Source organism: Campylobacter sp. 107, assembly GCF_002383835.1.
GTDB classification, from domain to species: Bacteria; Campylobacterota; Campylobacteria; order Campylobacterales; family Campylobacteraceae; genus Campylobacter_D; species Campylobacter_D jejuni.
In genome coordinates this window covers 61,345-83,918 of the sequence record NZ_NXBA01000042.1, presented here as the reverse complement: position 1 = coordinate 83,918, position 22,574 = coordinate 61,345, and the positions used below count along the sequence as shown (strand labels likewise).

The 22,574-nt window shown below is 30.2% G+C and carries 18 protein-coding genes, 1 other RNA gene and 10 pseudogenes; 10 read left to right on the top strand and 19 right to left on the bottom strand.

Annotated features, from left to right (window positions below; all coding sequences use genetic code 11):
* Together BGS40_RS06215 and BGS40_RS06210 are read right to left on the bottom strand one after the other, a co-directional pair.
* A pseudogene (locus tag BGS40_RS06215) lies at positions 1-1,346 on the bottom strand (flagellar assembly protein A).
* Between the two features lie 2 nt (positions 1,347-1,348).
* Positions 1,349-2,022, bottom strand: a pseudogene (locus BGS40_RS06210) (hemerythrin family protein).
* 190 nt (positions 2,023-2,212) lie between these two features.
* Here BGS40_RS06210 and ffs point away from each other — a divergent pair.
* The 5 genes and pseudogenes from ffs (at position 2,213) to BGS40_RS09760 (ending at position 3,874) form a co-directional block, all read left to right on the top strand.
* An RNA gene (gene ffs / locus BGS40_RS06205) (signal recognition particle sRNA small type) lies at positions 2,213-2,310 on the top strand.
* Positions 2,311-2,593: 283 nt separating this feature from the next.
* A pseudogene (locus tag BGS40_RS09935) lies at positions 2,594-2,694 on the top strand (sodium:sulfate symporter).
* Positions 2,695-2,917: 223 nt separating this feature from the next.
* A pseudogene (locus BGS40_RS09770) lies at positions 2,918-3,228 on the top strand (anion permease).
* Positions 3,204-3,512 (top strand): annotated as a pseudogene (locus BGS40_RS09765) (anion permease); the annotation flags it as partial. The pseudogenes BGS40_RS09770 and BGS40_RS09765, both read left to right, overlap by 25 nt.
* Before the next feature lie 114 nt (positions 3,513-3,626).
* Positions 3,627-3,874, top strand: a pseudogene (locus BGS40_RS09760) (anion permease).
* A gap of 27 nt (positions 3,875-3,901) precedes the next feature.
* Here the strand turns inward: BGS40_RS09760 and mnmA are convergent.
* The 4 genes and pseudogenes from mnmA to BGS40_RS06165 all read right to left on the bottom strand — a co-directional run bounded on the left by mnmA (position 3,902) and on the right by BGS40_RS06165 (position 7,502).
* Positions 3,902-4,918: a tRNA 2-thiouridine(34) synthase MnmA gene (gene mnmA / locus BGS40_RS06180; RefSeq protein WP_002851977.1), complete on the bottom strand. Its 1,017-nt coding sequence runs from the start codon at positions 4,916-4,918 to the stop codon at positions 3,902-3,904.
* Positions 4,918-5,523 (bottom strand): TIGR00730 family Rossman fold protein, encoded by a 606-nt coding sequence (locus tag BGS40_RS06175; RefSeq protein WP_052782323.1) that lies wholly within the window; start codon positions 5,521-5,523, stop codon positions 4,918-4,920. The genes mnmA and BGS40_RS06175 overlap by 1 nt, the downstream gene beginning before the upstream one ends.
* 121 nt (positions 5,524-5,644) lie before the next feature.
* Positions 5,645-6,836: pseudogene (locus BGS40_RS10005) on the bottom strand (Cj0814 family flagellar-dependent secreted protein).
* Between the two features lie 69 nt (positions 6,837-6,905).
* On the bottom strand, positions 6,906-7,502 hold the full coding sequence (locus BGS40_RS06165) for a bacteriocin (protein ID WP_096738510.1): 597 nt from the start codon (positions 7,500-7,502) through the stop codon (positions 6,906-6,908).
* Between the two features lie 129 nt (positions 7,503-7,631).
* On the opposite strand from BGS40_RS06165, the pseudogene BGS40_RS09755 reads away from it, so the two are divergent.
* Both BGS40_RS09755 and BGS40_RS06155 read left to right on the top strand, forming a co-directional pair.
* Positions 7,632-8,484: pseudogene (locus tag BGS40_RS09755) on the top strand (hypothetical protein); the annotation flags it as partial.
* A pseudogene (locus BGS40_RS06155) lies at positions 8,472-9,072 on the top strand (C39 family peptidase). The pseudogenes BGS40_RS09755 and BGS40_RS06155, both read left to right, overlap by 13 nt.
* A 48-nt stretch (positions 9,073-9,120) precedes the next feature.
* Here the strand turns inward: BGS40_RS06155 and fliY are convergent.
* Genes fliY through aroQ form a run of 8 tightly spaced genes read right to left on the bottom strand, consistent with a single transcriptional unit; the run spans position 9,121 to position 15,365 of the window.
* Complete coding sequence (gene fliY / locus BGS40_RS06150) at positions 9,121-9,963, bottom strand: flagellar motor switch protein FliY (RefSeq protein WP_002826140.1); 843 nt, start codon at positions 9,961-9,963, stop codon at positions 9,121-9,123.
* Positions 9,960-11,039, bottom strand: coding sequence for a flagellar motor switch protein FliM (gene fliM / locus BGS40_RS06145; protein WP_002851710.1), 1,080 nt, complete (start codon positions 11,037-11,039; stop codon positions 9,960-9,962). The genes fliY and fliM overlap by 4 nt, the downstream gene beginning before the upstream one ends.
* Positions 11,039-11,731: an RNA polymerase sigma factor FliA gene (locus BGS40_RS06140; protein WP_052782289.1), complete on the bottom strand. Its 693-nt coding sequence runs from the start codon at positions 11,729-11,731 to the stop codon at positions 11,039-11,041. Before BGS40_RS06140 ends, fliM begins: the two co-directional genes overlap by 1 nt.
* Positions 11,712-12,068: a hypothetical protein gene (locus tag BGS40_RS06135; protein WP_044260130.1), complete on the bottom strand. Its 357-nt coding sequence runs from the start codon at positions 12,066-12,068 to the stop codon at positions 11,712-11,714. Before BGS40_RS06135 ends, BGS40_RS06140 begins: the two co-directional genes overlap by 20 nt.
* An 18-nt stretch (positions 12,069-12,086) precedes the next feature.
* Positions 12,087-12,953, bottom strand: a complete 867-nt coding sequence (gene flhG / locus BGS40_RS06130) for a flagella biosynthesis ATPase FlhG (protein WP_052782290.1) — start codon at positions 12,951-12,953, stop codon at positions 12,087-12,089.
* Positions 12,946-14,400, bottom strand: a complete 1,455-nt coding sequence (gene flhF / locus BGS40_RS06125) for a flagellar biosynthesis protein FlhF (RefSeq protein ID WP_087695579.1) — start codon at positions 14,398-14,400, stop codon at positions 12,946-12,948. The genes flhG and flhF overlap by 8 nt, the downstream gene beginning before the upstream one ends.
* A gap of 9 nt (positions 14,401-14,409) precedes the next feature.
* Positions 14,410-14,883, bottom strand: a complete 474-nt coding sequence (gene folK / locus BGS40_RS06120; protein ID WP_052782291.1) for a 2-amino-4-hydroxy-6-hydroxymethyldihydropteridine diphosphokinase — start codon at positions 14,881-14,883, stop codon at positions 14,410-14,412.
* A 2-nt stretch (positions 14,884-14,885) separates the two neighbouring features.
* Positions 14,886-15,365, bottom strand: a complete 480-nt coding sequence (gene aroQ / locus BGS40_RS06115) for a type II 3-dehydroquinate dehydratase (RefSeq protein ID WP_002852001.1) — start codon at positions 15,363-15,365, stop codon at positions 14,886-14,888.
* Positions 15,366-15,455: 90 nt separating this feature from the next.
* Between aroQ and mqnF the strand changes: the two genes are divergently transcribed.
* The 3 genes from mqnF (at position 15,456) to BGS40_RS06100 (ending at position 18,680) form a co-directional block, all read left to right on the top strand.
* Positions 15,456-16,685: an aminofutalosine deaminase family hydrolase gene (gene mqnF / locus BGS40_RS06110; protein WP_052794135.1), complete on the top strand. Its 1,230-nt coding sequence runs from the start codon at positions 15,456-15,458 to the stop codon at positions 16,683-16,685.
* Positions 16,673-17,569 (top strand): signal peptide peptidase SppA, encoded by an 897-nt coding sequence (gene sppA / locus BGS40_RS06105; protein ID WP_002892120.1) that lies wholly within the window; start codon positions 16,673-16,675, stop codon positions 17,567-17,569. Before mqnF ends, sppA begins: the two co-directional genes overlap by 13 nt.
* Positions 17,570-17,648: 79 nt before the next feature.
* Positions 17,649-18,680, top strand: a complete 1,032-nt coding sequence (locus BGS40_RS06100) for a Cj0069 family protein (RefSeq protein WP_096738508.1) — start codon at positions 17,649-17,651, stop codon at positions 18,678-18,680.
* Here BGS40_RS06100 and BGS40_RS06095 read toward each other — a convergent pair.
* The 5 genes and pseudogenes from BGS40_RS06095 to BGS40_RS06070 all read right to left on the bottom strand — a co-directional run bounded on the left by BGS40_RS06095 (position 18,670) and on the right by BGS40_RS06070 (position 22,544).
* Positions 18,670-18,861: a hypothetical protein gene (locus BGS40_RS06095; RefSeq protein WP_032603995.1), complete on the bottom strand. Its 192-nt coding sequence runs from the start codon at positions 18,859-18,861 to the stop codon at positions 18,670-18,672. The genes BGS40_RS06100 and BGS40_RS06095 overlap by 11 nt on opposite strands.
* Before the next feature lie 61 nt (positions 18,862-18,922).
* Positions 18,923-19,488: pseudogene (locus BGS40_RS09750) on the bottom strand (hemerythrin family protein).
* A 230-nt stretch (positions 19,489-19,718) separates the two neighbouring features.
* Positions 19,719-20,375: a LutC/YkgG family protein gene (locus tag BGS40_RS06080; protein ID WP_002857772.1), complete on the bottom strand. Its 657-nt coding sequence runs from the start codon at positions 20,373-20,375 to the stop codon at positions 19,719-19,721.
* Positions 20,368-21,807, bottom strand: a complete 1,440-nt coding sequence (locus BGS40_RS06075; protein WP_002922400.1) for a LutB/LldF family L-lactate oxidation iron-sulfur protein — start codon at positions 21,805-21,807, stop codon at positions 20,368-20,370. The genes BGS40_RS06080 and BGS40_RS06075 overlap by 8 nt, the downstream gene beginning before the upstream one ends.
* The gene (locus BGS40_RS06070) at positions 21,804-22,544 is read right to left on the bottom strand and encodes a (Fe-S)-binding protein (protein ID WP_002860572.1); all 741 of its coding nucleotides are present in this window, start codon (positions 22,542-22,544) and stop codon (positions 21,804-21,806) included. Before BGS40_RS06070 ends, BGS40_RS06075 begins: the two co-directional genes overlap by 4 nt.
* Positions 22,545-22,574: the final 30 nt, after the last annotated feature.

The following is a 22,574-nucleotide window of genomic DNA, read 5'->3' as shown; positions in this document are numbered from 1 at the left end:
TTAGGAATTATCTTTTTCTAATTTTTCAAAAATAATTTTAATTTCTTCTATATCACTTTCGCTATAATTATGGCTTGATTTAATATAACTTACTTACTACCCTTTTTCAAGATATAAAACCTTTTCATAGTCTTTTAAATTTATATGATGTTTTAATTCAAGGTTAGTGTTTGTTTTAGGATAAAATTTTAAAAAATTATCCTCTCCGATATTTTAGGCTTTTATGTATATTTTTATATTATAAACCATTTCATTTAAGAAATTTAATTTCGCATCAATTTGATATTTTAATTTTATAAGTTTTTTATACGAGATGTTAAGATGATTGTATTTTTTTATGATATCGTGATAAAGATTTGAAAATTTCATTTCTATAGCACTAGGATTTTTAGTCTTTTGAAGTTTGATGATTTTGATTTGATTTTTGATTAGATAATCATAATAATTTTGCATTTTGCTTATGGTGTCATCAAGCTTACTTTTTATTTTAAAGCTTAAATTTTTAAGATTTTCACATTCTGTATCTGAGTTGTTTTCAATAGAAACTAGTGGCGAAACTAAGATATTGTTTTTAAATTTTATATTATTTGCTATGATTAGATTTTTTCTTGGATATAAAGTATTATCTGTTAGTAAATTGCAAATATAAATATTTTCTGCTTCTATTTAAATTTCTACCTTCTTTTCCAAGAATTCTATAAATGTATTCAAAAAGTAGCTCATTTTTTCAATAGATTTGCAGTAGCTTCCTTCATCATAGTTAATATTTTCGTCAAAACATTCTTCGTTAACATCTCTATGATAAATAATTTCATCACTTTTACAATCTTATCTACACCTTTGGCAATTTCAAGCTCTAATTCTTTAATAGATGGATTTTTTTGTATTGATAAGATAAAATCATCAATTTTTTTAAACAAATTTTTATCAAGTCTTAAGATTAAAAATTTTTACTTGATCATTATTTTGTAAATATTTTGCAAAATATCAAATTTTAAATTAGGGTAATATTTAAAATTTTCTGTAAGGTTGATACTGGCTTTTAGACGGGTTAGGTTGGAGTTGGATCTAAGTTTTATTGTAAAAGGAAAACTTTGGGTTTTTGGGTAAATTTCTATAAGAAATTTTTGCACTATGGTATTGTAGTTTTTTACAAAAAAATCATCTGCATAAAACAAATCAAAATCTTTTCTTTCATAAGTTTTTGTTTTTGCTGGTTTTATACTAGAGCACAGAAGTTTAAAACCTATAACCCTAAAATCAAGAATTTGATCTGTGTTTGCTTGTTCATGATTTAAACTTTCAAAAGGATTGAAAGTTTCTAAAGTTTTTATTTTATAGCTCATCATTACAATCCTATGTTTTCGAGGATATGATTTAACATCTCATAATTTTGATTTAAATCAATATGATCTACATGCACCAAAATTTGTCCACATTTTTCACATTTTAAAGTATTTTCCTTGCTAACAAGCTCTTGATGTATGGTCTGTGGAACTGTATGGATACGCAAAGAATAATTACAAATATAATCATGAGCTTTTTTGGTTCTTAAGTCTTGTTTGATTGATTTTAGTTTTATGTATTATTCTAAGGTATAATGGATTTCTTGAAGGTGTAGGGTTTTTTTGTAAAATTAGCTATCCATGAAATCTTCATTAGTAAAATGATCCAAAATCCAATCTTTGGTTAATATGGAAAGTTCTTGAGACATTTTTACAATATTATCTGAATGCTCCAAAAGCTCTTTAGTTTTTCTACTAATACTTGATGAGATTTTTTATGTTCTTCAATCAAAGTAAAATCGATGCTTTCCATAAATTTTTCTTCATCTTTAAAATGAATTTTGATGTATTGAAATAGTTTTGCAAGAATTTGTTTTAGATCATCTTTATACTGTGTATTGTTTTCTTAAATTTTGAGAGCTAAATCATTTGCAAGATTGGTATTTAAAATTAGTTCGTGTTGTTTGTCTAATTGCATATTTTTAATGCTAAAATTTCTACTCCATTTAACTTCCATATTTTTTCCTTTACTGTAATAATAATTTACCCTTTATAATTGTCTTTTTTGGAAAATAAAATAATAATTTTACAAATGAATTTTAAAAATTTATATAAAATATAACTAATTTATTACTTATTTATACATGTGTGTTTTAGTTTTTAACTCAAGGCTTTTTAAGTATATTATGATATAATTTTAAAGCCTTTTCTTAGACCTGTGCAATGCTATTTTTAAGCACCGCTTCAGGGTGGGAACACAGCAGAGCACTTGATTTTAGTGTGTGCCGCAGTTATCTGGGGAAGGGTTTTATTCATTTTAAAATTCCCATTTTTCAATTAGGCTAGCTTTTTTATAAATTAAAAATTTATTTAAAAATTATAATTTTAAGATTTATTAAAATATTAGTTAATTAGAATTTAAGCATTGTAAATTACATTACCAATATCAAAGGATAAACAATGGATAGAAAGAAAAATCCCTTGTTGGTGCTGTGTATTTAATTGCAACTGTGTTTTGGCTTGTACCTACTCCTGTTAGTTTGTAAGATAATTCTTGGCATTTTCTTGAGTTTTTTATTGCCGTGATTATGGCAGTGATTTTACAAGTAATGCCTTTTGGGCTGTTTGTATGATAGCTATTGCCATAGTAGCTCTTAGTAGTATTACCACTACCCAATTGAAAATCTAAGTAAAATTTACACCAAAGCTACTTCGAAAACTTCTACGCAACAACTTATTGATGAGACCAAAATTTCAGCTTTAAATACTTTAGCACTTGATTTTTTATCTCAAAAGAGTATAGATGAAAAGGTAAATACTGCTATATCAAATTTAAAATCTAAAACGGGTATAAAAGACGCTTTAAGTGGTTTTTCAAATTTTCTTATTTAGCTTATAGTTATTCTATTATTGTGGCTCGTGGAGTTATTAAAACAGGACTTGGAGAGCATTTGGCTTATCATTTTATCAGTATTTTTGGTAAAAAACCTTAGGTATTGCTTATTCTATAGCTTTTTGTGAAACTATTTTAGCTCCAGTTACTCCTTCAAATACTGCAAGAGCAGGGGCTATCACAAATCCTATAGTTCAAGTTATTGCAAGAAGTTTTAAATCTACTCCTGAAGATGGAACACAAAATAAAATAGGCACTTATCTTTCTTTGGTAAATTATCAAGAGCCAATCCTATTTCATCAGCTATGTTTATTACAGCTACAGCTCTAAATCCTTTGGTGGTTGATCTTATAGCACAAGCTACAAATTTAGAAGTACATTTAACTTGGGGACAATGGGCTTTAGGGATGTTTTTACCCGGTATAGCTGCTATGCTTTTGATGCCTTTGGTGCTTTATTTTCTTTCTCCGCTAGAAATTAAATCCACGCCTAATGCTTCCGCTTTTGCTAAAGATAAATTAAAAGAACTTGGAAAAATGAAAAATAGTGAAAAAATCATGCTCAGTGTTTTTGTCTTGCTTTTGCTTTTATGGGCTGGAGCTTTGGGTGAATTTGCTTCTGCTATGGGACTTGGGGAAATTTCTATTATGATATTTTTAAGCCTTGCCTTTTTTATATACACACTATTTCTTTGCTTCCATTACAGCTCATATATCTGCAATGTTTTTTTGTTTTTTATAGTGCAGCTTGCCTTAGGAGCACCACTACTTCTTTATGCTTTTATTATGATAGCTTCACAGGTAATGTTATGATGGCATTAACTCACTATGCAATAGGAACAGCTCCTGTTATTTTTGGAACAGGCTGTGTAACTCTTAAAAAATGGTGGAGTATAGGTTTTGTGATTTCCATAGTTGATATAGTAGTGATGATAGCTGTTGGGCTTATTTGGTGGAAAATTTTAGGATTTTATTAATAATTTCTAGGAATTAATTCCTAGAAATTATTCTATAAAACCGCTTGCTATGACTTTATCATGATCATAAAAGACTGCCATTTGTCCGCTAGCAAGTCCATAAACAGGATCTTTTAGGATGATTTTTGCACTTTTATCTTCATAAATTTCTACCTTGCAAGGTGTGGATTTTGAACGATAGCGGATTTTCACTTCGCAATCAAGCTCTTTAGCGTCTATAAAAAGATTGATATTTTTTAGGTTAAATTCACTGATTTTAAGTTCTTCTTTGGTTCCTACGATGATTTGGTTTTGCTTAGGATTGATTTTTAAAACAAAATGCGGCTCATGCGCCCCACGTACTTCAAAGCCTCTTCTTTTGCCTATGGTATAGTGCATATAGCCCTCATGTTTGCCTACCACTTTTCCGCTACTATCTAATACTTCTCCAGGAATTTTTGTATCCATAAACTGATCTAAAACTTGCACATAAGTATCTTCAACAAAGCAAATTTCAGAACTTTCCTTTTGAGTGGCAAAAGATTTTAAAACCTCTATAGTGGAAGCAAATTTTTTCACATCTTCTTTTTTCATCTCACCTAGCGGAAAAATAAGATATTTTAAAGCTTCTTTATCTGCGCTAGCTAAAAAATAGCTTTGATCTTTACTTTCATCTACTGCGGTTTTTATTAAATTGTTTTCAAGTCTTGCATAATGTCCTGTGGCAAGTTTTTCGCAACCTAAACTTTTAGCAAATTCTAAAAGTTTTCCAAGTTTGATAAAACGGTTACATAAAGCACAAGGATTTGGCGTTTTGCCTTCTTTATAAGTATCCACAAAAGGCATATAAACCTTATTTTTAAAATCTTCTTGTAAGTCTAAAATATGATAAGGAATTTGTAAAAAATTTGCAACTTTTTCTACTTTTTTGATATTTTCTTCATGGTAATTTGGTTTGCCATGAAGCTTCATATAACAACCTATAACTTCATGACCTAAATTTTTAAGTTTATAAGCAGTCACTGTGCTATCGACCCCACCGCTCATAGCGACTAGAATTTTCATTAAATTTCCTTTAAAGTATTAATTATAAAATCCAAGTCGTCAGTGATTTTATACTTTAACTCATCTCCTTTAGAAATCACTTCAAGTTTGAGTAAAGAATTTCTGACGAACTCATCAAAACCTCGCCAAAATTCACTCCCAAACAAAATAATAGGAACATCTTTTTTAAATTCTAATTGTTTTAATGTAAGAATTTCACACAATTCATCAAGTGTTCCAAAGCCGCCTGGGAAAATCACAAAAGCTAGACTCTTTTCAATAAGAGCCATTTTGCGTATGGCTAAGCTCTCAAAGGTTATATTGTATTCCACAAAATCATTTAGCTTTTGCTCATGAGGCAAAAGTATATTAAAGCCTACTGATTTTATAGAATTTGCATTGTTTTTGCATTCAAATGCGCCTGCATTGGCTGCGCGCATAATGCCACCACCTCCGCCGCTAATAACACAAAAGCCATTTTCTACACATAAATTGGCTAATTTTTTGGCTTGTGCAAAATAAAAATTACCTTCTTTTAATCTTGCAGAACCAAAAAAAGTTACGGCATTTTTTAGGTTTGGTATGTTAGCAAATTTTTCTAAATCTTGGCTTATTTTTTCATTCATTTTGCAACCTTTAGTTAAGATAAATTCCATTCTAGCTAAAAATTTATAATAAGTTCTTTATTGTATAAGTTTTTAATAGATTTATTTTATTAAGATTAGGAATTTAAAGACTTTTAAATCCTTAAGCTTTAATATCTATACTTTTTTGTGCAGTATTTTGAGAAATAATTTTGTTAAATTCTCCTGTATCATCATCGCTAAATTTCATACCAAAAAGAAGTTCTAATTCTTTACTTGTGCTAAATTTACCTTCTAATAGTTTTTTTTACAAGCTCGTTTCTTACATTATCATCTTTGTAAGTTTCTTTGTTTTTACTTTCTGCTTGTATAGGTTTAAAAGGCTTTTCTTTGTCTTCTTCTGAAGTTTCTTTGTTATTTGTATTTTTTAAAGGATTGCTATAATCTACACCTTTTGCCTTTTCTGTTTCTTCTAGTGATTTTACAAACTCATCGTGCCTTTGTTTAAAATCAAGATATTTAGTTTTAAATTCTTCTAGGCTCATATTAGAATTAATAAGCTTATTGTATTCATCTCCTAAATTCTCAATAGTTTTTATTAGTTTATCATCTCCTAAATTTTTAGCTCTATTTATATAATTCCATATTGATAAACTATCTCCCATAGGATTGCCCCAGCCATCTTGCTCGTAGGAATATTTTAAGGGATTTTTATTCATAAAGGACAAAAATTCTTTTATTTCATTGTTGTCCGTATCGCTATTAAGTCCAGCTAATTTACCCAGTAAGGTTGTTTGTCCTTTAATTGTGCTAAGATTATTTATAAAAAACGCAATTAAAGCACCACCTTTAGATATTTTGTTATCATGTATTTGATATTTATTAGAACCCAAATCTGCTATATTTTTATCAGCAAGCTTCCAAATGAAAGCATTATCGCTTTGTAATTCTTGCCAATAATTTACCCCATCTTTTTGGGATAGATTTTTTAAATCCTGTTCTTGAAAGCTTTCTCCTAATCCCTTATCTTTAACAAAAGAAGAAAAAGAGTTATAAGCATCTCCTATTGTTTTGGCAATGTCTATTTGAGAGTAAAAAGGTTGTCTTTTAATAAAGTTATTTACAAAATTATTTAAACCATCTGCATAAATCTTATAATCTTTTGGCAAGCCTGCTGCTTCGTTAAAATCACTTGTAAAAAAGCCCTCTTTATCTACGCCATAGCCTAAAATTTTATCTACTGCTTGTGATTTATCACTTACAAGGTTATTATTTGCTATGACATTAGATGATTTTGTATTTGAGGTATTATTTGTGTAATTGTAGTTTGAATAAGAATTTATACCATTAATCATTTTTGCCTTCCTGTAAGTAAAGTTTTATTTATAAGATAAATCGGCAAAAATGATTTTTTCATAAGTTTTTTATCTTCTAGCTCTAGCAGTCCAGCCACCAAGTTGGCTTTCCATATATTCTTTATACTTATTAACCATTTCTTTAATAATCATATTGTTATTTAACATTGAGCTAGAATTAAATTGATACATTTGATAAGTATTTGGATTATAAGCACCTACCCCATAAGTGAAAAGCACATAAGGTTGTCCTAAGTCAGAAACTTTTACTTGTCTTTTAACAATGTAAGTAGGAAGCAAAGAGAGCGAGTTTTGTGTTACTTGCAAAAATGCTATTAATCTATTTTTACTAGGATTTGAGCAAGATGTTTGATCTATGCCACAAAGTCCTTGTGGTGCATTAGTATTCCCTTTAAGATAATTTGCTATATATTGTAATTCTCCTTGCTCATATTTTGCTATTGCATACATTTCTGTTCCATTTATGATAGGAACAACGCTATACCCACCCTTAACTTGTTTCATCTCATCTAAATTAAGAGCTTTAACCCCTTGAGAATTATCACTTAAAGCACCATTACTAACTTTAGCTAAAAAATCCCCAGCAAAAGCAGAACTTGCCAACAAAGAACCTAAAATCAATGAACTTGCTAATTTTTTAAATATAATTTTTCCTTATTTAATTATTTTTACTCTTTATTTGAATAATATCACAAATTATATATTAAAATCAAATTTTTTATTTGGAACATTCATTGCTTTTAAAAAAATTTGAAAATATTTAGAAAGGTAACAATGAAAAAGATTTATTTAGTATTTATGGTTTTAGTTAATTGTGTTTTTGCTAGTGATGAACTAAATATAGACAGTTTATTTAAAAAGCAAATAGGCTTAAGAAGCATTACAAGCTTTTCTTTGCTTAGCACAGGAAATGCAAACTCGTATTCTCTTTATCCTAATATAACAATAGGCGGAGATCCTACAATTTGGAATGATACAAAGCAAGTGTTTTTAACTCAAACTTTCATTTATACCATAACACCTAAGTTTGACATACTTATTTTAGGGGGCGGAAGTTATGCAAGACAAGAATATACAAACTTTTTTACAAATGAGTATTCTAGTAAAAACAGAATAGGTTTTGATAATTTATGGCTAGGTTTTATTGATACAGGCGATAGCATTGCAGATTTAATTCCACAAATTACCTTTCAAACTGCAGTCGTTCAAAGAGAAAAAGCAATCAATCAAACCAAAAACTTTTATCTAAAAATCACAAAGCTTACAAGCTAGTTTAAGGGGATATAGCGATCCTGTGGTTTATAGTATTTATACAGGATTTGGTTATAATCAATCAAGAAAATTTAAAACCCTTAAAATAGAGTATGGAAATAGTATTTATGTGGGTGGGGATTTATCTATTATTCTAAGTCCTAAAATTACTTTAGATTTAGGAGCAGAGCAAAGATTTCAAACCGAGCAAAAAATTAATGGTTATCAAAATTCTGAAGTGCGTTCTATTCCAACTTTAAGTTTAGGTTCTACTTATAGCATTAATTCAGATACCGCAGTTTCTGTTAATGCTAGTTTTGGAGGAAGCTCTGCTTCTCCTGATAGCATATTTGGGATAAGCTTATGGAAAAAATTCGAAAAATTTTATTATTTTTTACCCATTCTTGCTTTGAGTACAAAAGCCGAATGGGTAGTTAAGTCTTATCAAGAAATTAAAAACGAAAGAGTAATAAGACAAACTTATGAAGAGTCTTGTGGTGCTTCATCTTTAGCAACTTTACTTAATATACTTGATGATCAAAAAAAGTTTGATGAACTTGAACTTTTAAAGATTATGAGCGGACAAGAACTTTATACGGATATGGTAAGCTTTGCAGATTTAAACGATGCAGTTAAAAAACTGGGCTTTCAAAGCAATTCATATCAAATCAATAGAGAAAACTTGGATAAACTTGTAAATATTCCAATGCTTGTAAAAATTGAAAATGATCCACGCTTTCCACATTTTGTTATAATTATCAATCATAAAGGAAATTATTTACAAGTGCTTGATCCAAGCCATGGAGAATATATAAGTTCTAAAAGTCAATTTTTTAGCATTTGGGATAGATATAATAAAGGTGGTTATGCTTTAATTATCGCTCCTAAAAAAGAGCTAAAACCTTTTAAGTTAAACACTCCAAAATCTTTACATTTTGATTTCAGCCCTTTTAGTTTGTTTTAGTTTTAATTCGTTTATATTTATTATTCTTAATTTGTAGGCTAAAACTTTTTATCTTAGTTGTTCTAATCTTTCTTTTTTAGAACCAATTTCTGTAATTTGAACGCCGAAGTTACCATCGACAATTACTACCTCGCCATAAGCAATTCTTTTATCCCCAATTAAAATTTCAAGCGGATCGTTTGCAAGTTGATTAAGCTCCACAACTGAGCCTATATCCATAGTTAAAACATCTTTTAAAAGCATTTTTTTATTGCCTATACGCACACGAACAGGCAAACGCACATCCATGATAAGATTGATATTTTTAAGCTCTTCGCTAAGCATTATCGCTTTTTCTTCAGTATTGTGATTAGAATCAGTGCTTGTATTTCCTGTTTCAGCAGGTTTCCCGCTTAGGATGTTATGGAGTGTTTGATCCATGGCTAAAGAAACTTGTTCTTCTAAATCGCCTATTTTTACATCATATAAAAATAATTTTTTAAAATCTTTAAAATCTACACTTTCAGGCACAAATTCACAAGATTCTATGCTAAAATCCATTTTTGGAATGTCTTTTTGGGCTCCTAAGGTTGTAGAAAATGCTGAAACGATATTTTGGATGGCTTCTTTAGCTGCATCCATTTCATCAGGACCTAGTTTATCGTTTTTGGTGATCTCTTCTTCACCCATCATCCATTCACCAATAGCACTCATTAAAACAGCACCAGCTAAAATTCCTATTTTTCCTCCATTTGCTATATTAAATATAGCATACACTAAAGGTGCTTTTAAAGTATCGCTTGTATTGACATCAAATTCTTTATATTCGCTAAATTCAGCACTTTTTCCTGTTAAACCTTCAATAGTGCTGATGCATTCATTTGTAAACATTTTTAAAAAATCATTGATCATATTTCTTCATCCTCCTCTTCAGGCTCATCATAAACACTGGCTTTAGCTTTACGCTCTTCTTCGTATTTTTCCAAAATTTCTTTGATTTCATCTTTATCTGTGCGTATAAGTTCTAAAATTTTAATAGATTTTCTAAAACGATGCAATCCAATTTGTGCTAAGAAAACATCTTTTTTATCGATACTTACTATAGCTTTATCGTCTGCTTCTCTATCAAGCCTTAAAATATCGCCTTGTTTAAGTTCTAAAAATTCATGAACATTAATTAAGGTTTTTCCTAAAATTGCCTCATATACCACTTCAGCACGACCGATTAAAGTTTTAAGCTCTTTGTTGCGTGATTTTTTGGCCGAAGTTTCACCCATCATAATATCACGGTTTGCTAAACGGCTTAATATACTTTCTAAATGTACTACAGGATAGCAGATATTTACCATTCCGCTTGAATTTCCTATAATGATTTCCATTACCACCATGATAACAATCTCATTTTGAGATACGATTTGTACAACATTTGGACTTGATTCTTTAGCTTCAATACTAGGATAAATTTCAGTTACAGTAGCCCAGCTTTCTTTAAGTCTTTGCATAATGATACGCAAAATAGAATCAAGCAAATTAAGCTCAATATCCGTAAGCTCACGCGAAGCTTCATAGCTATCACCTTGTCCGCCCAAAAGTCTATCTATCATAGGAAAAGCTATGCTTGGATTGATTTCTAAAACACAGTTTCCATCTAAGGGTTTGATAGAAAAAACGTTAAAGCTTGTTGGACTTGGTAAAGACATTAAAAATTCTCCATAAGTCATTTGATCGACTGAATGAAGTTTAGTTTCAACAATACTTCTCATCATCGATGAAATTTGAGAGGCTAAATTTCTTGCTAATTTATCATGTATGCCTTTGATTGTCCTAAGTTGTTCTTTTGAGACTCTGTTGGGACGCTTAAAATCATATACAACGATATTTCTTTCATCTTTTTCATCTTTTGAATTTGAGGCTATGGGTGTATCAGTATTGTCATCGACAACTTCAAGCAGAGCATCAATTTCTTCTTGGGAGAGTATCTCAGCCATTACGCTAGCCTTTCTCTAAGTTTTTTAAGAAGTTTTTTATGAATTTGTGAAATTCTACTTTCACTGATTTGTAAAATTTCACTGATTTCTTTTAAGCTTAATTCTTCATAATAATAAAGCTGGATGATTAGCTGATCACGTTCTTTAAGATCGTCTAATACTTCATGAATTTTATCCAAAAGTTCTTCTTTTTCAATTTTTTCTAAAGTATTGTCTTCGTTATAAAGTTCGATTTGTTCATCAATAGGCAAAGTATAACTAATAGCATGAGCCGCTCTTACTTCTTTGATTTTTTCTACATCCAAGTCAAGTTTTTTGGCTAGATACTCATCATCGGGTTCGCATTCATGTTCTAAAAAATATTCATCCATGATTGCATCAATATCTTTAATAATTTTACGATTATTTCGACTCATTATATCAAGACTTCTAAGATAATCAAGCATAGAACCATTAACTCTTTTTCTTGCAAAACCCCAAAAACTGTCATTTTGCTCTTTATCGTAACGACGCGAAAGTTTGATCATTTCTTCAACACCTATGCTGATAAGATCATTAACATCTATACTTGAAGGCAAGCGTTCTTTTAATCTAAAAGCCATAGCACGCAGAGCTGGCATATAAGAAAGTACAAGTTCATCTTGTTCTTTCTTTAGCATTTGTGCATAAGCTTTAGGCGGCTCTTTTAGCATTTTTTCGTCTTTCTTTGGATTCATTTTTCTTTAGCTCTTCTCTTTCCTCATTGAGCTTTTCTAAAATTATATCCATTTTCTTTTCACGAATAACTAAATCATTAATGATATTATTACTAGTTTTTTCATAATCGTGTTTATTAAAGATTCTGCCACTAATTTTCTTTACATCTATAAAATTCATAATAGCAATATGAATAAAAACATAAAACATAAAAGTAATAAAACAAGTAAAAATCACTATATCAAAAGCTTCATCTATGCTAATAACGCTAAATGCAAGCCCTATAAAAAATCCACAAACAGTAAAAAAAGCTACGTAATTTTCTGGCCTCATAATTTCTTCTCTTTATTGCTAAAATCTTTCAATAATTTTTCTAAAAAAACTTGAAAAGCTACGATTTGAAACATTATCAAGCACTTTCTGTTCCAATCTATATAAAAGCTTGGAAGCTAGGGTTTTAAGCTCATCGGTTGAGGTTGTGTTTTCATCGCTAAATAAAGTTCTTTTTTTAATACTACCACTTACATCTTTAGAAGCACTTAAATGACCTAAGAATTCTAAATTTAAAGGATTTTTAATGTTTGCATCTGCAACTTTTTTAATATTTTCAAACACTTTTAAAGCTTCATTTTCGTTTTTTACAACATTAAAGAGCATTAATAAATTTTCTTTTGTCTTAGAAGTTGTTTTTATGGTTGCATACGCATCGGTAATTGCTGCAGGATCAGGAACAGTTACTACTATAACTTCATCAGCCATTTCTAAAAAATTTAAAATATTTCCACCAATGCCTGCTCCTGTATCGATAATAAGAAAATCAAGTTCATCTAAAATACTTGCTTGATTTAAAAATCTCTCGTAAATATTTTTATCATTATATTTTAAAATCTCATCTCCACTTTCGCCTGGGATGAGCCATAAATTTGGCTTAACTTCTATTAAAATATCTTCCAAGGAGCATTCTCCGCGTAAAACATGCAAGAGATTTTTTTGTATGCGTACATTTAAAATGACATCCAAATTTGCCAAGCCAATATCAGCATCAAAAAGCCCAACTTTATAGCCATTATTTGCTAAAACATTGGCTAGATTTGCGCTAATCGTACTTTTTCCAACGCCACCTTTTCCACTTGTAATAGCTATAAAATGAGTGTTTTGGGATTTTTTGGTTCCATTTTGACTCATGAGATTGCGAAGTTTATTTGCTTGGTTATTCATTATTTTTTCCTTTGTTAAACCCTTCTAAAATACAATGAACTAGAAAATCACTATTGGCTACTTCTAAATCATCTGGCACTTCTTGTCCTATAGAGAAAAAGCTTAGAGGAATATTTGTTTCATAAACAAGAGAGAAGATATTTCCAAAAACCTTTGTTTCATCAAATTTAGTAATAATCAAAGTATCAATATTTAAGAATGAAAAATTTTTATAAATTTCCATTAAATCTTCATGTTTGGTGTTTGCAGAAACCACTAAATTTACATCAATTTCTGCATTTGAGTGCATTAAAAATTCTTTAGTTTTAGCAAGTTTGCTTTGATCGTATTGTGAATTTCCTATAGTATCAACTAAAATTACTTCGCAATTATTTAAGCTTTTTATCGCTTCATCTAAATCCTTTGGTTCTATGCTATCAATAATAGGAAGTTTCATCATTTTTGCATACTGAAAAAGTTGCTCAACTGCACCGATTCTATAAGTATCAAGCGTAATAATACCTGTTTTATAACGCTTATCTCCATAAGCATAGCGAAAAGCTAACTTAGCTAAGGTTGTTGTTTTTCCGACTCCTGTTGGGCCTACTAGCATCATGATTTTTTGTTTTTTTATATCGCTTTCAACACGACAAGGCAAGATATTTCTTAAAAGTGAGTGAAAATATCTTTGAACCGCATCTTTGTTGGTTTTCATAGCAGCTGGCATATTTTCTATAGTTGCTTTCATAATCGCTTCTAGATGATTTTCAAGCATTCCACTTTCTTTGGCTTGTTTATAAATACTTGCAAATTCAGGAGGTATCATAAGATTTTTTCTAGCTTCAGCTTTATCGTCCCACATCATATCTGCAAGAAGATCTATTTTATCATTAAGCTTGTTGATTTGTTTTTCAAATTGCTTTTCAAAATTTTCTATTTTTTTATTATAATTTGGATTAGGGGTGTAATTTTCTAAAGGTGTGTTTGTGACTTTAGAAATTTCATTGCTAACTTCACTTAGTTTTTCTTTGAAATCATCAAAGCCTAGAGTCTTATTTTGATGAGGGTTGATTTTGTTTTGTGGAAAATCTTGATAGGTTTTTTTAGTTAAGTCATTGTTTTTTACAGTGTTTAAATTTGTATTTAAGCGAGTGTTTGAGAAATCCAAGACTACATCTTCATCTTCTTGAGGGATTTGAGATCTAATTTTTTCTTCTACAAGAGAGGTAGAAGATGGTTTTGGCGAGCTTTTTTTTGCAGGTAAAGATTTTCCTTGTTTTTTTAAGTGTTCTTCATAGTCGCTTTCTTCTATGGCTACCATAACCTCATAAAGCGCACTGCGATTTAAGGTTTTAGGACGAATTTGTTTATTTGTTATAATTAAAGCTTTATCTCCGTAATCTTCTTTTACTTTGGGTATAATTTGTTCTGTATCTTCAACAGTAAAAGTATGTATAAGTTGTCCCATTTATATTCCTTATATCATGCCTAAAGGCAAAATTACACTCACTCTTTCTTTAGCCCCTTTATGAGGCACCTCACACCACTTATCACGCTTGACTTTTTGTGAAAAGTATAAAAGATCTAAATCAAGCGTTCTAGGAGCGTTTTTGAAAGTTCTCTTGCGTTTAAATTTTACTTCATAGTAAAGTAAAACTTTCAAAAGTGCTCGTGCATGCAAATTAGTTTGTATCAACATAACAGCATTGGTAAAATCTTTTTGCTCTTTAAAACCAAAGGCTTCATTTATCAACATAGGAGATGTGGATAAAATTTTAAATCTTTTATCATCCATCATTACTCGAAAAAGCATATTAAATCTTTTTTTTTCGGGCTCTATATTGCTTCCTAAGCCTATAAGAGCTAAATATTTAAAAGATCGTATATTTTGACTAAAAAAAGGAAAAAAACGACTTTTTTCAAAGTGTTTTACTCCTTGAATTTTTAGCATTATTATTTATTCGTTTGTTGTGCTTGTTGCATCGCGCGCAAATTTTTTATTTGTTCGCAAATTTGAATTATACCCATTAAAGCCAAGTGATAGCCAAAAGGACCAAAACCAACAATAGTTCCAGAACATACAGGCGCTATAAGACTTTTTTGACGAAATTCTTCTCTGCGATAAACATTGCTAATATGTACTTCAATTGTAGGCAAAGCTACTGCTGCAATAGCATCGCGAATAGCTACTGAAGTATGAGTATAGCCTGCTGCATTGATAATAATTCCATCAACTGTTCCAAGGCATTCTTGAATTTTATCTACGATTTCACCTTCAAAATTACTTTGGAAAAAGTCAAGTTCTACATTGTTTTGCGATGCTGCAAGTTTCATTTGCTCGTGAATTTCTTCCATTTTCATAGCACCATAAATTCCCACTTCTCTTACGCCAAGCATATTAACATTTGGGCCTTGGATAATCATTATTTTCATGGATTTAACCTTAAAAATTTATTTTTAACCTTTTATTATAACATTTTAAAAATAAATTTTTGCTACAATGTAATTTTTGAAAGGAAAATCGTGTTTATAGTTGCTGCAAGATATCTTTTTTTATGTGATGAAGATTTTACGATACTAGAAAATCAAGCCTTTGTTTTTGAAGATAAAATTTTAGAATTGGGTGAATTGGATAATTTAAGAAAAAAATATCCCAAGGCTAAAATCATCAAAACACCTAAAAATTCGGTTATTTTACCTGCTTTTATAAATCCTCACACGCACTTAGAATTTAGTGCAAATTCAACAACTTTACATTTTGGAGAATTTTTAATTTGGCTTAAAAGTGTTATAAATTCTCGTTCCATATTAAATGCACAGGCCAAAGAAGAATTAATACTTCAAAGCATTAAAAAAATGCAAAAAAGCGGTATAGGCACTATAGGTGAAATTTCAAGTTTTGGGAGTGATTTAGATTCTTGCTTAAAGGCTAGTCAAAAGGGTATACGTGTAATATTTTTTAATGAAATTTTGGGTACAAATGAAAATCAAGTTGAAGATAGAAAACAAGAATTTTTAAAAAGATTTGAAAATTCTTTGAAATTTAAAAATGATTTTTTTATTCCGGCAATTTCGATTCATTCTCCTTATTCAACTCATCCTAGTTTGGCTCATTTTGCTCTTGATTTAGCTAAAAAGCAAAATTTACTAGCTAGTACGCATTTTTTAGAAAGTAAGGCTGAAAATATCTGGCTTAGAGAGTCTAAAGGGGGTTTTAAAAAATGGCTTGAAAATTTCACACTTCATCCTAAGCCTCTTTATACACCAAAGGATTTTGTTAAACTTTTTAAAGGAGTAAGGACTCTTTTTACGCATTGTGTTTATCTAAAAGAATATGAATGGTTAGATAAAAATTTACATTCTATTACACATTGTGCATTTTCAAATCGCCTTTTAAGTCAAAAAAGCTTAGATTTAAAAACGGCTTTAAAAAGTGGATTAAATATCCATTTAGGAACCGATGGACTTAGCTCAAATATTTCGTTGTCTTTGCTAGATGAAATGCGCGCGAATTTGCTTATACATAAAAATTTTGATTTATTAGAGTTAGCCTCTAAACTTTTGCAAATGGCAACGCTTTATCCTGCAAGGGCTTTAAATTTAAATTTAGGAGAGCTTAAAAAAGGTAAAATTGCTGATTTTAGCGTATTTGAGCTAGGAGAATGTGATAAAAAGCAAGCTCCTTTGCAGTTTATTTTAAACGCCAAGGAAGTAGATAAATTATTTATAAAAGGAAAAGAATGCAAATTTTAAAATCATTTTTTAAGGCTTTAGGATGTGGTATAAAATTTATCAATACTTATTTTAAAACCTTTGTTTTATTGTTGATTATTATATGGATTTTAATGCCTAGTGCAAATTCAAGCTCTAATCTTGCAAATTTAGAACGCATTGATTTAAAGGGTGAAATTTTTGACAGCTCTGCGGTTTTGGAAAAAATTATCAATGCTAAAAATGATAGCAATATTAAAGGAGTGCTTTTTGTTATAGACTCTCCTGGTGGAGCTTTTGCTCCTAGTATGGAACTAGCTCTAGCTATAAAGGATTTAAAAATTAAAAAGCCTGTGCTTGTTTATGCAAGTGGAACTATGGCAAGTGGAAGTTATTTAGCAGGAGTTGGAGCAAATAAAATTTTAGCCAATCCGGCAAGCTTTATAGGCTCTATCGGTGTGATTATGCAAGGAGCTGATTTAAGTGGATTGGCTAATAAACTTGGTATTAAAGAACAAACTATTCAAGCGGGTGAATTTAAAAGTGCTGGAACTTTTGCAAGAGCTTGGAATGAGAATGAAAGAAATTTTTTACAGGGTTTAATTGATCAAAGTTATGATCTTTTTACAGGTTTTGTTGCCAAGGAAAGAGCATTAGATCTTAACAAAAAAGATCAATGGGCAAATGCAAGAGTGTTTTTAGCTGCCAAGGCTAAGGAGCTTGGTCTTATAGATGAGCTTAGTAATTATGAAAATGCTAAAAAGGAGCTTGAAAAACTTGCTAATGTTTCAAATCCTGTTTGGAAAGAAGAAGATAAGATTGATAAATTTCTTAACCGCCTAGAAGGACAAGCATCAAGCTTGATAAGTAAAAGCTTAATTGAAATCGCTTATAAGACTAATAGCAGTTTTATAAATGCTAGATAAAATATATAAATATTTTTATTTAATTTTTGCAATATGTTTACGCAATAATTATTTATATCTTAGATAAGGAGTAAAAATAATGAAACAAAATATTGTTTTTTTCGAAGTTAAAGGTGGGAGTGATAAAGGTGAAGATGGTTATAGAAAAGATACCATGCCTATGGTAAATGCCTTAAAAGCTAAGGGTTGGAATGCTGAGGTGATTTTTTTTGAAGTGGGTAAAAAAGATGAAATTTACAAATATGTAAAAGAAAATTTTGATGGTTATGTTTCTCGCATCAATCCTGGTAATCTTAAAGAAGAAAATGAGTATTTTGATATGTTAAGAAAACTTTGTGCCGATAAGCTTGTAGGTATGCCTCATCCCGATGCTATGATAGGTTATGGCGCTAAAGATGCACTTACAAAATTAGCAGACACTGATCTTGTTCCAAGCGATACTTATGCTTACTATGATATTAAGACTTTTAAAGAAAATTTTCCAAAAAGTTTGGCTAAAGGTGAAAGGGTTTTAAAACAAAATCGTGGCTCTACAGGAGAGGGAATTTGGCGTGTGAGTGTAGAGGGTAATGTTAGTGGAGATAGTTTGCCTTTAAACACAAAAATCAAATGTACAGAAGCTAAGGATAATCATGTAGAACATAGAGAGCTTGGGGAATTTATGGATTTTTGCGAGCAATATATTATAGGTGATAATGGTATGCTTGTGGATATGACTTTTTTACCGCGCATTAAAGAAGGTGAAATCAGACTTTTAATGCTTTATAACACCCCTGTAAATGTAGTGCATAAAAAACCAGCCGAAGATGCCGATGCTTTTTCTGCTACGCTTTTTAGTGGGGCAAAATATCGCTATGATAAGCCAGAAGATTGGAAAACTTTGGTGGATATGTTTTTAGGCGAGCTTCCTAAGGTAAGGGAAAAATTAGGTAATTACGACTTACCATTGATTTGGACGGCTGATTTTATTTTAGATATTGATGAAAAGGGCAATGATAAATATGTTTTAGGCGAGATTAATTGTTCTTGTGTAGGCTTTACTTCTCATTTAGAACTTGCTGATGAAGTAGCTTCAAATATTATTAATATTGTAAGTAAAACTAAGGCTTAGTCTTTAGTTTAATGTCCATTTTATTATTGCAAAATGGACATTCTTTTTCTATTGTTTTTAAGTTTGAGCTATATTCTATCGGGAAAAAATTTTCACAAAATGAGCATTTTGTATCTTTGGTTAGTATAGGATAGGAATAGTCAAATTTATCCAAAATAAAATATTTTATTTTTTTATCCATTAAATTTCCTTCTTTGTCTAACTTATACTTTAATTTATTATTTTAACGCATAAATAGTTAATTAGAAATTTGATGAATATTTTTTATAAAACTGTATGACTTCTTTGCATTTTTTACATTTAAATTTTACGCCCTTAAGTTGAATTTTTTGATAAATTCCAAATGGTACATCATGCATTTGTTCTACGCATTCGCATGTATAAAGATAAACTGTATTTTCATCATCTTTTTCTTCTTTGACTTCTTCAAAGCTTACTTCCCCATCATCTTCAGAAGTTAAAGAAGATCTTCTGTATTGTTCAACTTTCATATCTTTATAGAGTATATGTTCTAAAAGCCATTTTTTAGAAACTGTGTAAAGCTTCTCTTTTAAATCATTAGTGGTTTTTATGTTTTGTATAAGATAAGACATATCACGAATGATATTTTATGCATGATTTTGTGTTCATTTAAATAAGGATAATGAATTTCTTGCATATAATCTTCTTCATTACTAAAATGTTCTTTCATATAGTTAAAAAGTTCTGTTAAAATTTCTTTGAGTTCTTCTCGTTTTGCAAATTTATAAACAGCACTTTCAACCTTGCTTGCAAGTTCAAAAAGTTTTTGGTGTTAAATGTCAATCATTGTGTCATGAATACTGTATTTTTCATTCCAAGTTGGAATTAGTTTTATCTAAAAGCACCTTCTTTAATTTTTGTATTTAAAATTAATTTAATATATTTGAGTGAAATATTACATAATATTTTATTAAAATATTATTAATTAGAAATTATTTATTTTATTTATATTTATATAATATAAAAAATATATATAATTAATATTAAAAATTAAGACTTACTGATTCTAGTATAGAATCAGTAAATAATAATATGTGCAATTTGTGGCCCATGAACACCAAAAACAGTGATAAGTTCTATATCTGCTGTTCTTGAAGGCCCTGCTATAAATAAGATATTAGTAGGTAAAATTTCATTTTCTTTTTTTACTAAATTTAAAGCTTCGCTAAGACTTTTAACAACATTTTCTTTTTTAAGCAATACTATGCAAAGTTTAGGTGCAAGGCTTAGCATTCTAGGTTGGGTTTTACTTGAAGGTATAAGTGCAACTCCGTGAGAGCTTACCCCTGCTCTTGCGTGAATGATGGAAAAATCACTATGAAAAACTTCAGATCTTAAATTTTCGATTTCTTTATCAAAGCAAATCTTTTTTTCTGCTTTGATTTGTTCTAAATTTAAATTTAAATCCGCTCCATAAATCATACTTTTAAAGCCATATTTTGCGACAATTTCATTGATTTTTTCTTCTAAGGTATCTTTTGTAGCATTTTCAACGATGTATTTGTTATCGCTCATTTTTTGCTTCATTTCTGTAAGCATATCTTGGGTTGTCTGGATATGTTCTACAGGATCTATACTTTCAATGCGTGTGAAAGTTGTTTCTTTGTAAGCTTTTTTAAGATGTTCTAAAATATTTGCTTTGCTTTTGCTTGAAATTTCATCGATTTTACTCATAGCTTACTCCTTCTAGTTTTTGCACTTCTTTATAAAGATCCATTTTAATTTGAGGTAATTCTTTAAAAGCGTACCATTTTTTAATCACAGGCAAAATGCTTGCGAAATTTTGTACCGTCCAGTTGAAATAATGTGCTTTTGAAAGTGAAAAACGCCATTTATCGCCATTGGTTGCGATATTTTTAAATTGTTTAAAAGTAAAGGCTTCTAGGGCATTGTGATGAACATTATTTGCTCCTAAAGGTGGATTTTTACCTTGTCCTATTTTATCACATCTTAATTTGCGAATAAGATCAGCCAAAGGAATTTGCACTGGACAAACTTCAGAACAACGCCCACAAAGTGAACAGAAATTCAAAATATCTCCTGTATGATCTATACCAAAAATATTAGGACTGATTACTTCTCCTATAGGTCCTGGATAAGTGGTTTGATAAGCATGTCCGCCGATTTGATCATAAACAGGGCAAAAATTCATACAAGCCCCGCATCGAATACAACGCAAAGCCTCATAATAATCCTCATGAGCTAACATTTTAGAGCGATTGTGATCAAATAAAATCACATGTACTTCTTTAGGACCATCTAAATCTCCATTTTTTCTAGGGCCTGTAATGATATTGTTATAAGTTGGTATAAATTGTCCTGTGGCTGAAGGAGTAAGTAAAGAAACCATAGTAGCCGCATCTTCAAAGCTTTCCATGACTTTTTCTATACCACAAAGTGCGATATGAATATCAGGTGCTGTAGTGCACATTCTACCATTTCCTTCATTTTCTATAAGCCAAAAAGCTCCTTCTCTTGACATGGCAAAATTGACCCCACTAAGTCCAAGTTTTAAGCCTTCAAAATCTTTTCTTAAATATTCTCTAGCCACCGCATTTAAACTTTCGGGTTCATCGTTTTCTAAATTTGCTCCTAATTTTTCTTTGAAAATTTCTCCGATTTCATGGCGGTTTCTATGTATGGCAGGTACAACTATGTGTAAAGGGGGTTCTTCATTAAGCTGTAAAATAAGCTCTCCAAGATCGGTTTCTATAGCTTTTAAACCTTTTTTTTCTAGGTAGTGATTTAGGCCTATTTCTTCACTTGCCATAGACTTGCCTTTTAAAAGCTTGGTGATATTTTTTTCTTTCATGATTTCATAGACGATTTCACAGGCATCTTCATCACTACTTGCCCAATGCACCTTAATGCCATTTTTTGTAGCATTTTTTTCAAATTCTAAAAGTCTTTCTTCTAAGCTCATTAAGGCATTATTTTTAGCTTGCTTAGCTTTAGCTCTTAAGCCCTGCCAGTCTTTAAATCTAGCATCAATAACATTGAGTCTATTTTTTTGCAAAGTATGCATGGCAGTCATTAAATTTTCTTGCATTTGTTTGTCATTGAGTTTAATTTGAACGATTTGTTCGTGAGGAATTTTTTGACTCATAGTCTCTCTCCTTCTAAGCGTTTAAGTAAAAAGTCATATAAATGTATGCCTTTTATATCCAAACCCATTCTTTTCATTGTGCCATCTATATTTAAAAGACAACCTCCATCACCACTGATGAGATATTTTGCACCGCTATTTTGTATATCTTTGATTTTGCTTCTTACCATAGCATTTGAAATTTCAGGCTCTTTTACTGAAAAGGTTCCTCCAAAACCACAGCATTCTTCTTCGTATTGAAGTTCTACTAATTCTACGTTTTTTAGTTTTTTGATAAGATTTTTACTCGCTTGTATGCTTTTTTGCACTCTTAAAGCATGGCAATTAGAATGCCAAGTTACTTTTATAGGTGCACCTTTATCTTCATAATCTACTTTTAAAACTTCATCAAGGTATTGTGAAAGTTCTATCACTCTAGAGCTAAAAGTTTTTATTTTGGAAAATTCAGGTCTGTTTTTAAAAAGCTCTTTATAGTCATGACTCATCATACCCGCACAAGAACCACTGGGTACAACGATGGGATAATCTTTATCAAATAAATCTACATTATATAAAGCGATCTCACGACTTTCATCGAAATAACCTGAGTTAAAAGAAGGTTGGGCGCAACAGGTTTGATTTTTTTTGAAAATCACTTCAATACCCTCACGCCTTAAAAGTTTTATCGCATTTAAAACGCTTTGTTGCATAGCAGCACTTCCTAAGCATGTGGCGTAAAAATACACTTTTTTCATCATTTTTCTCCTTTTAGGATAATTTAGGATAAA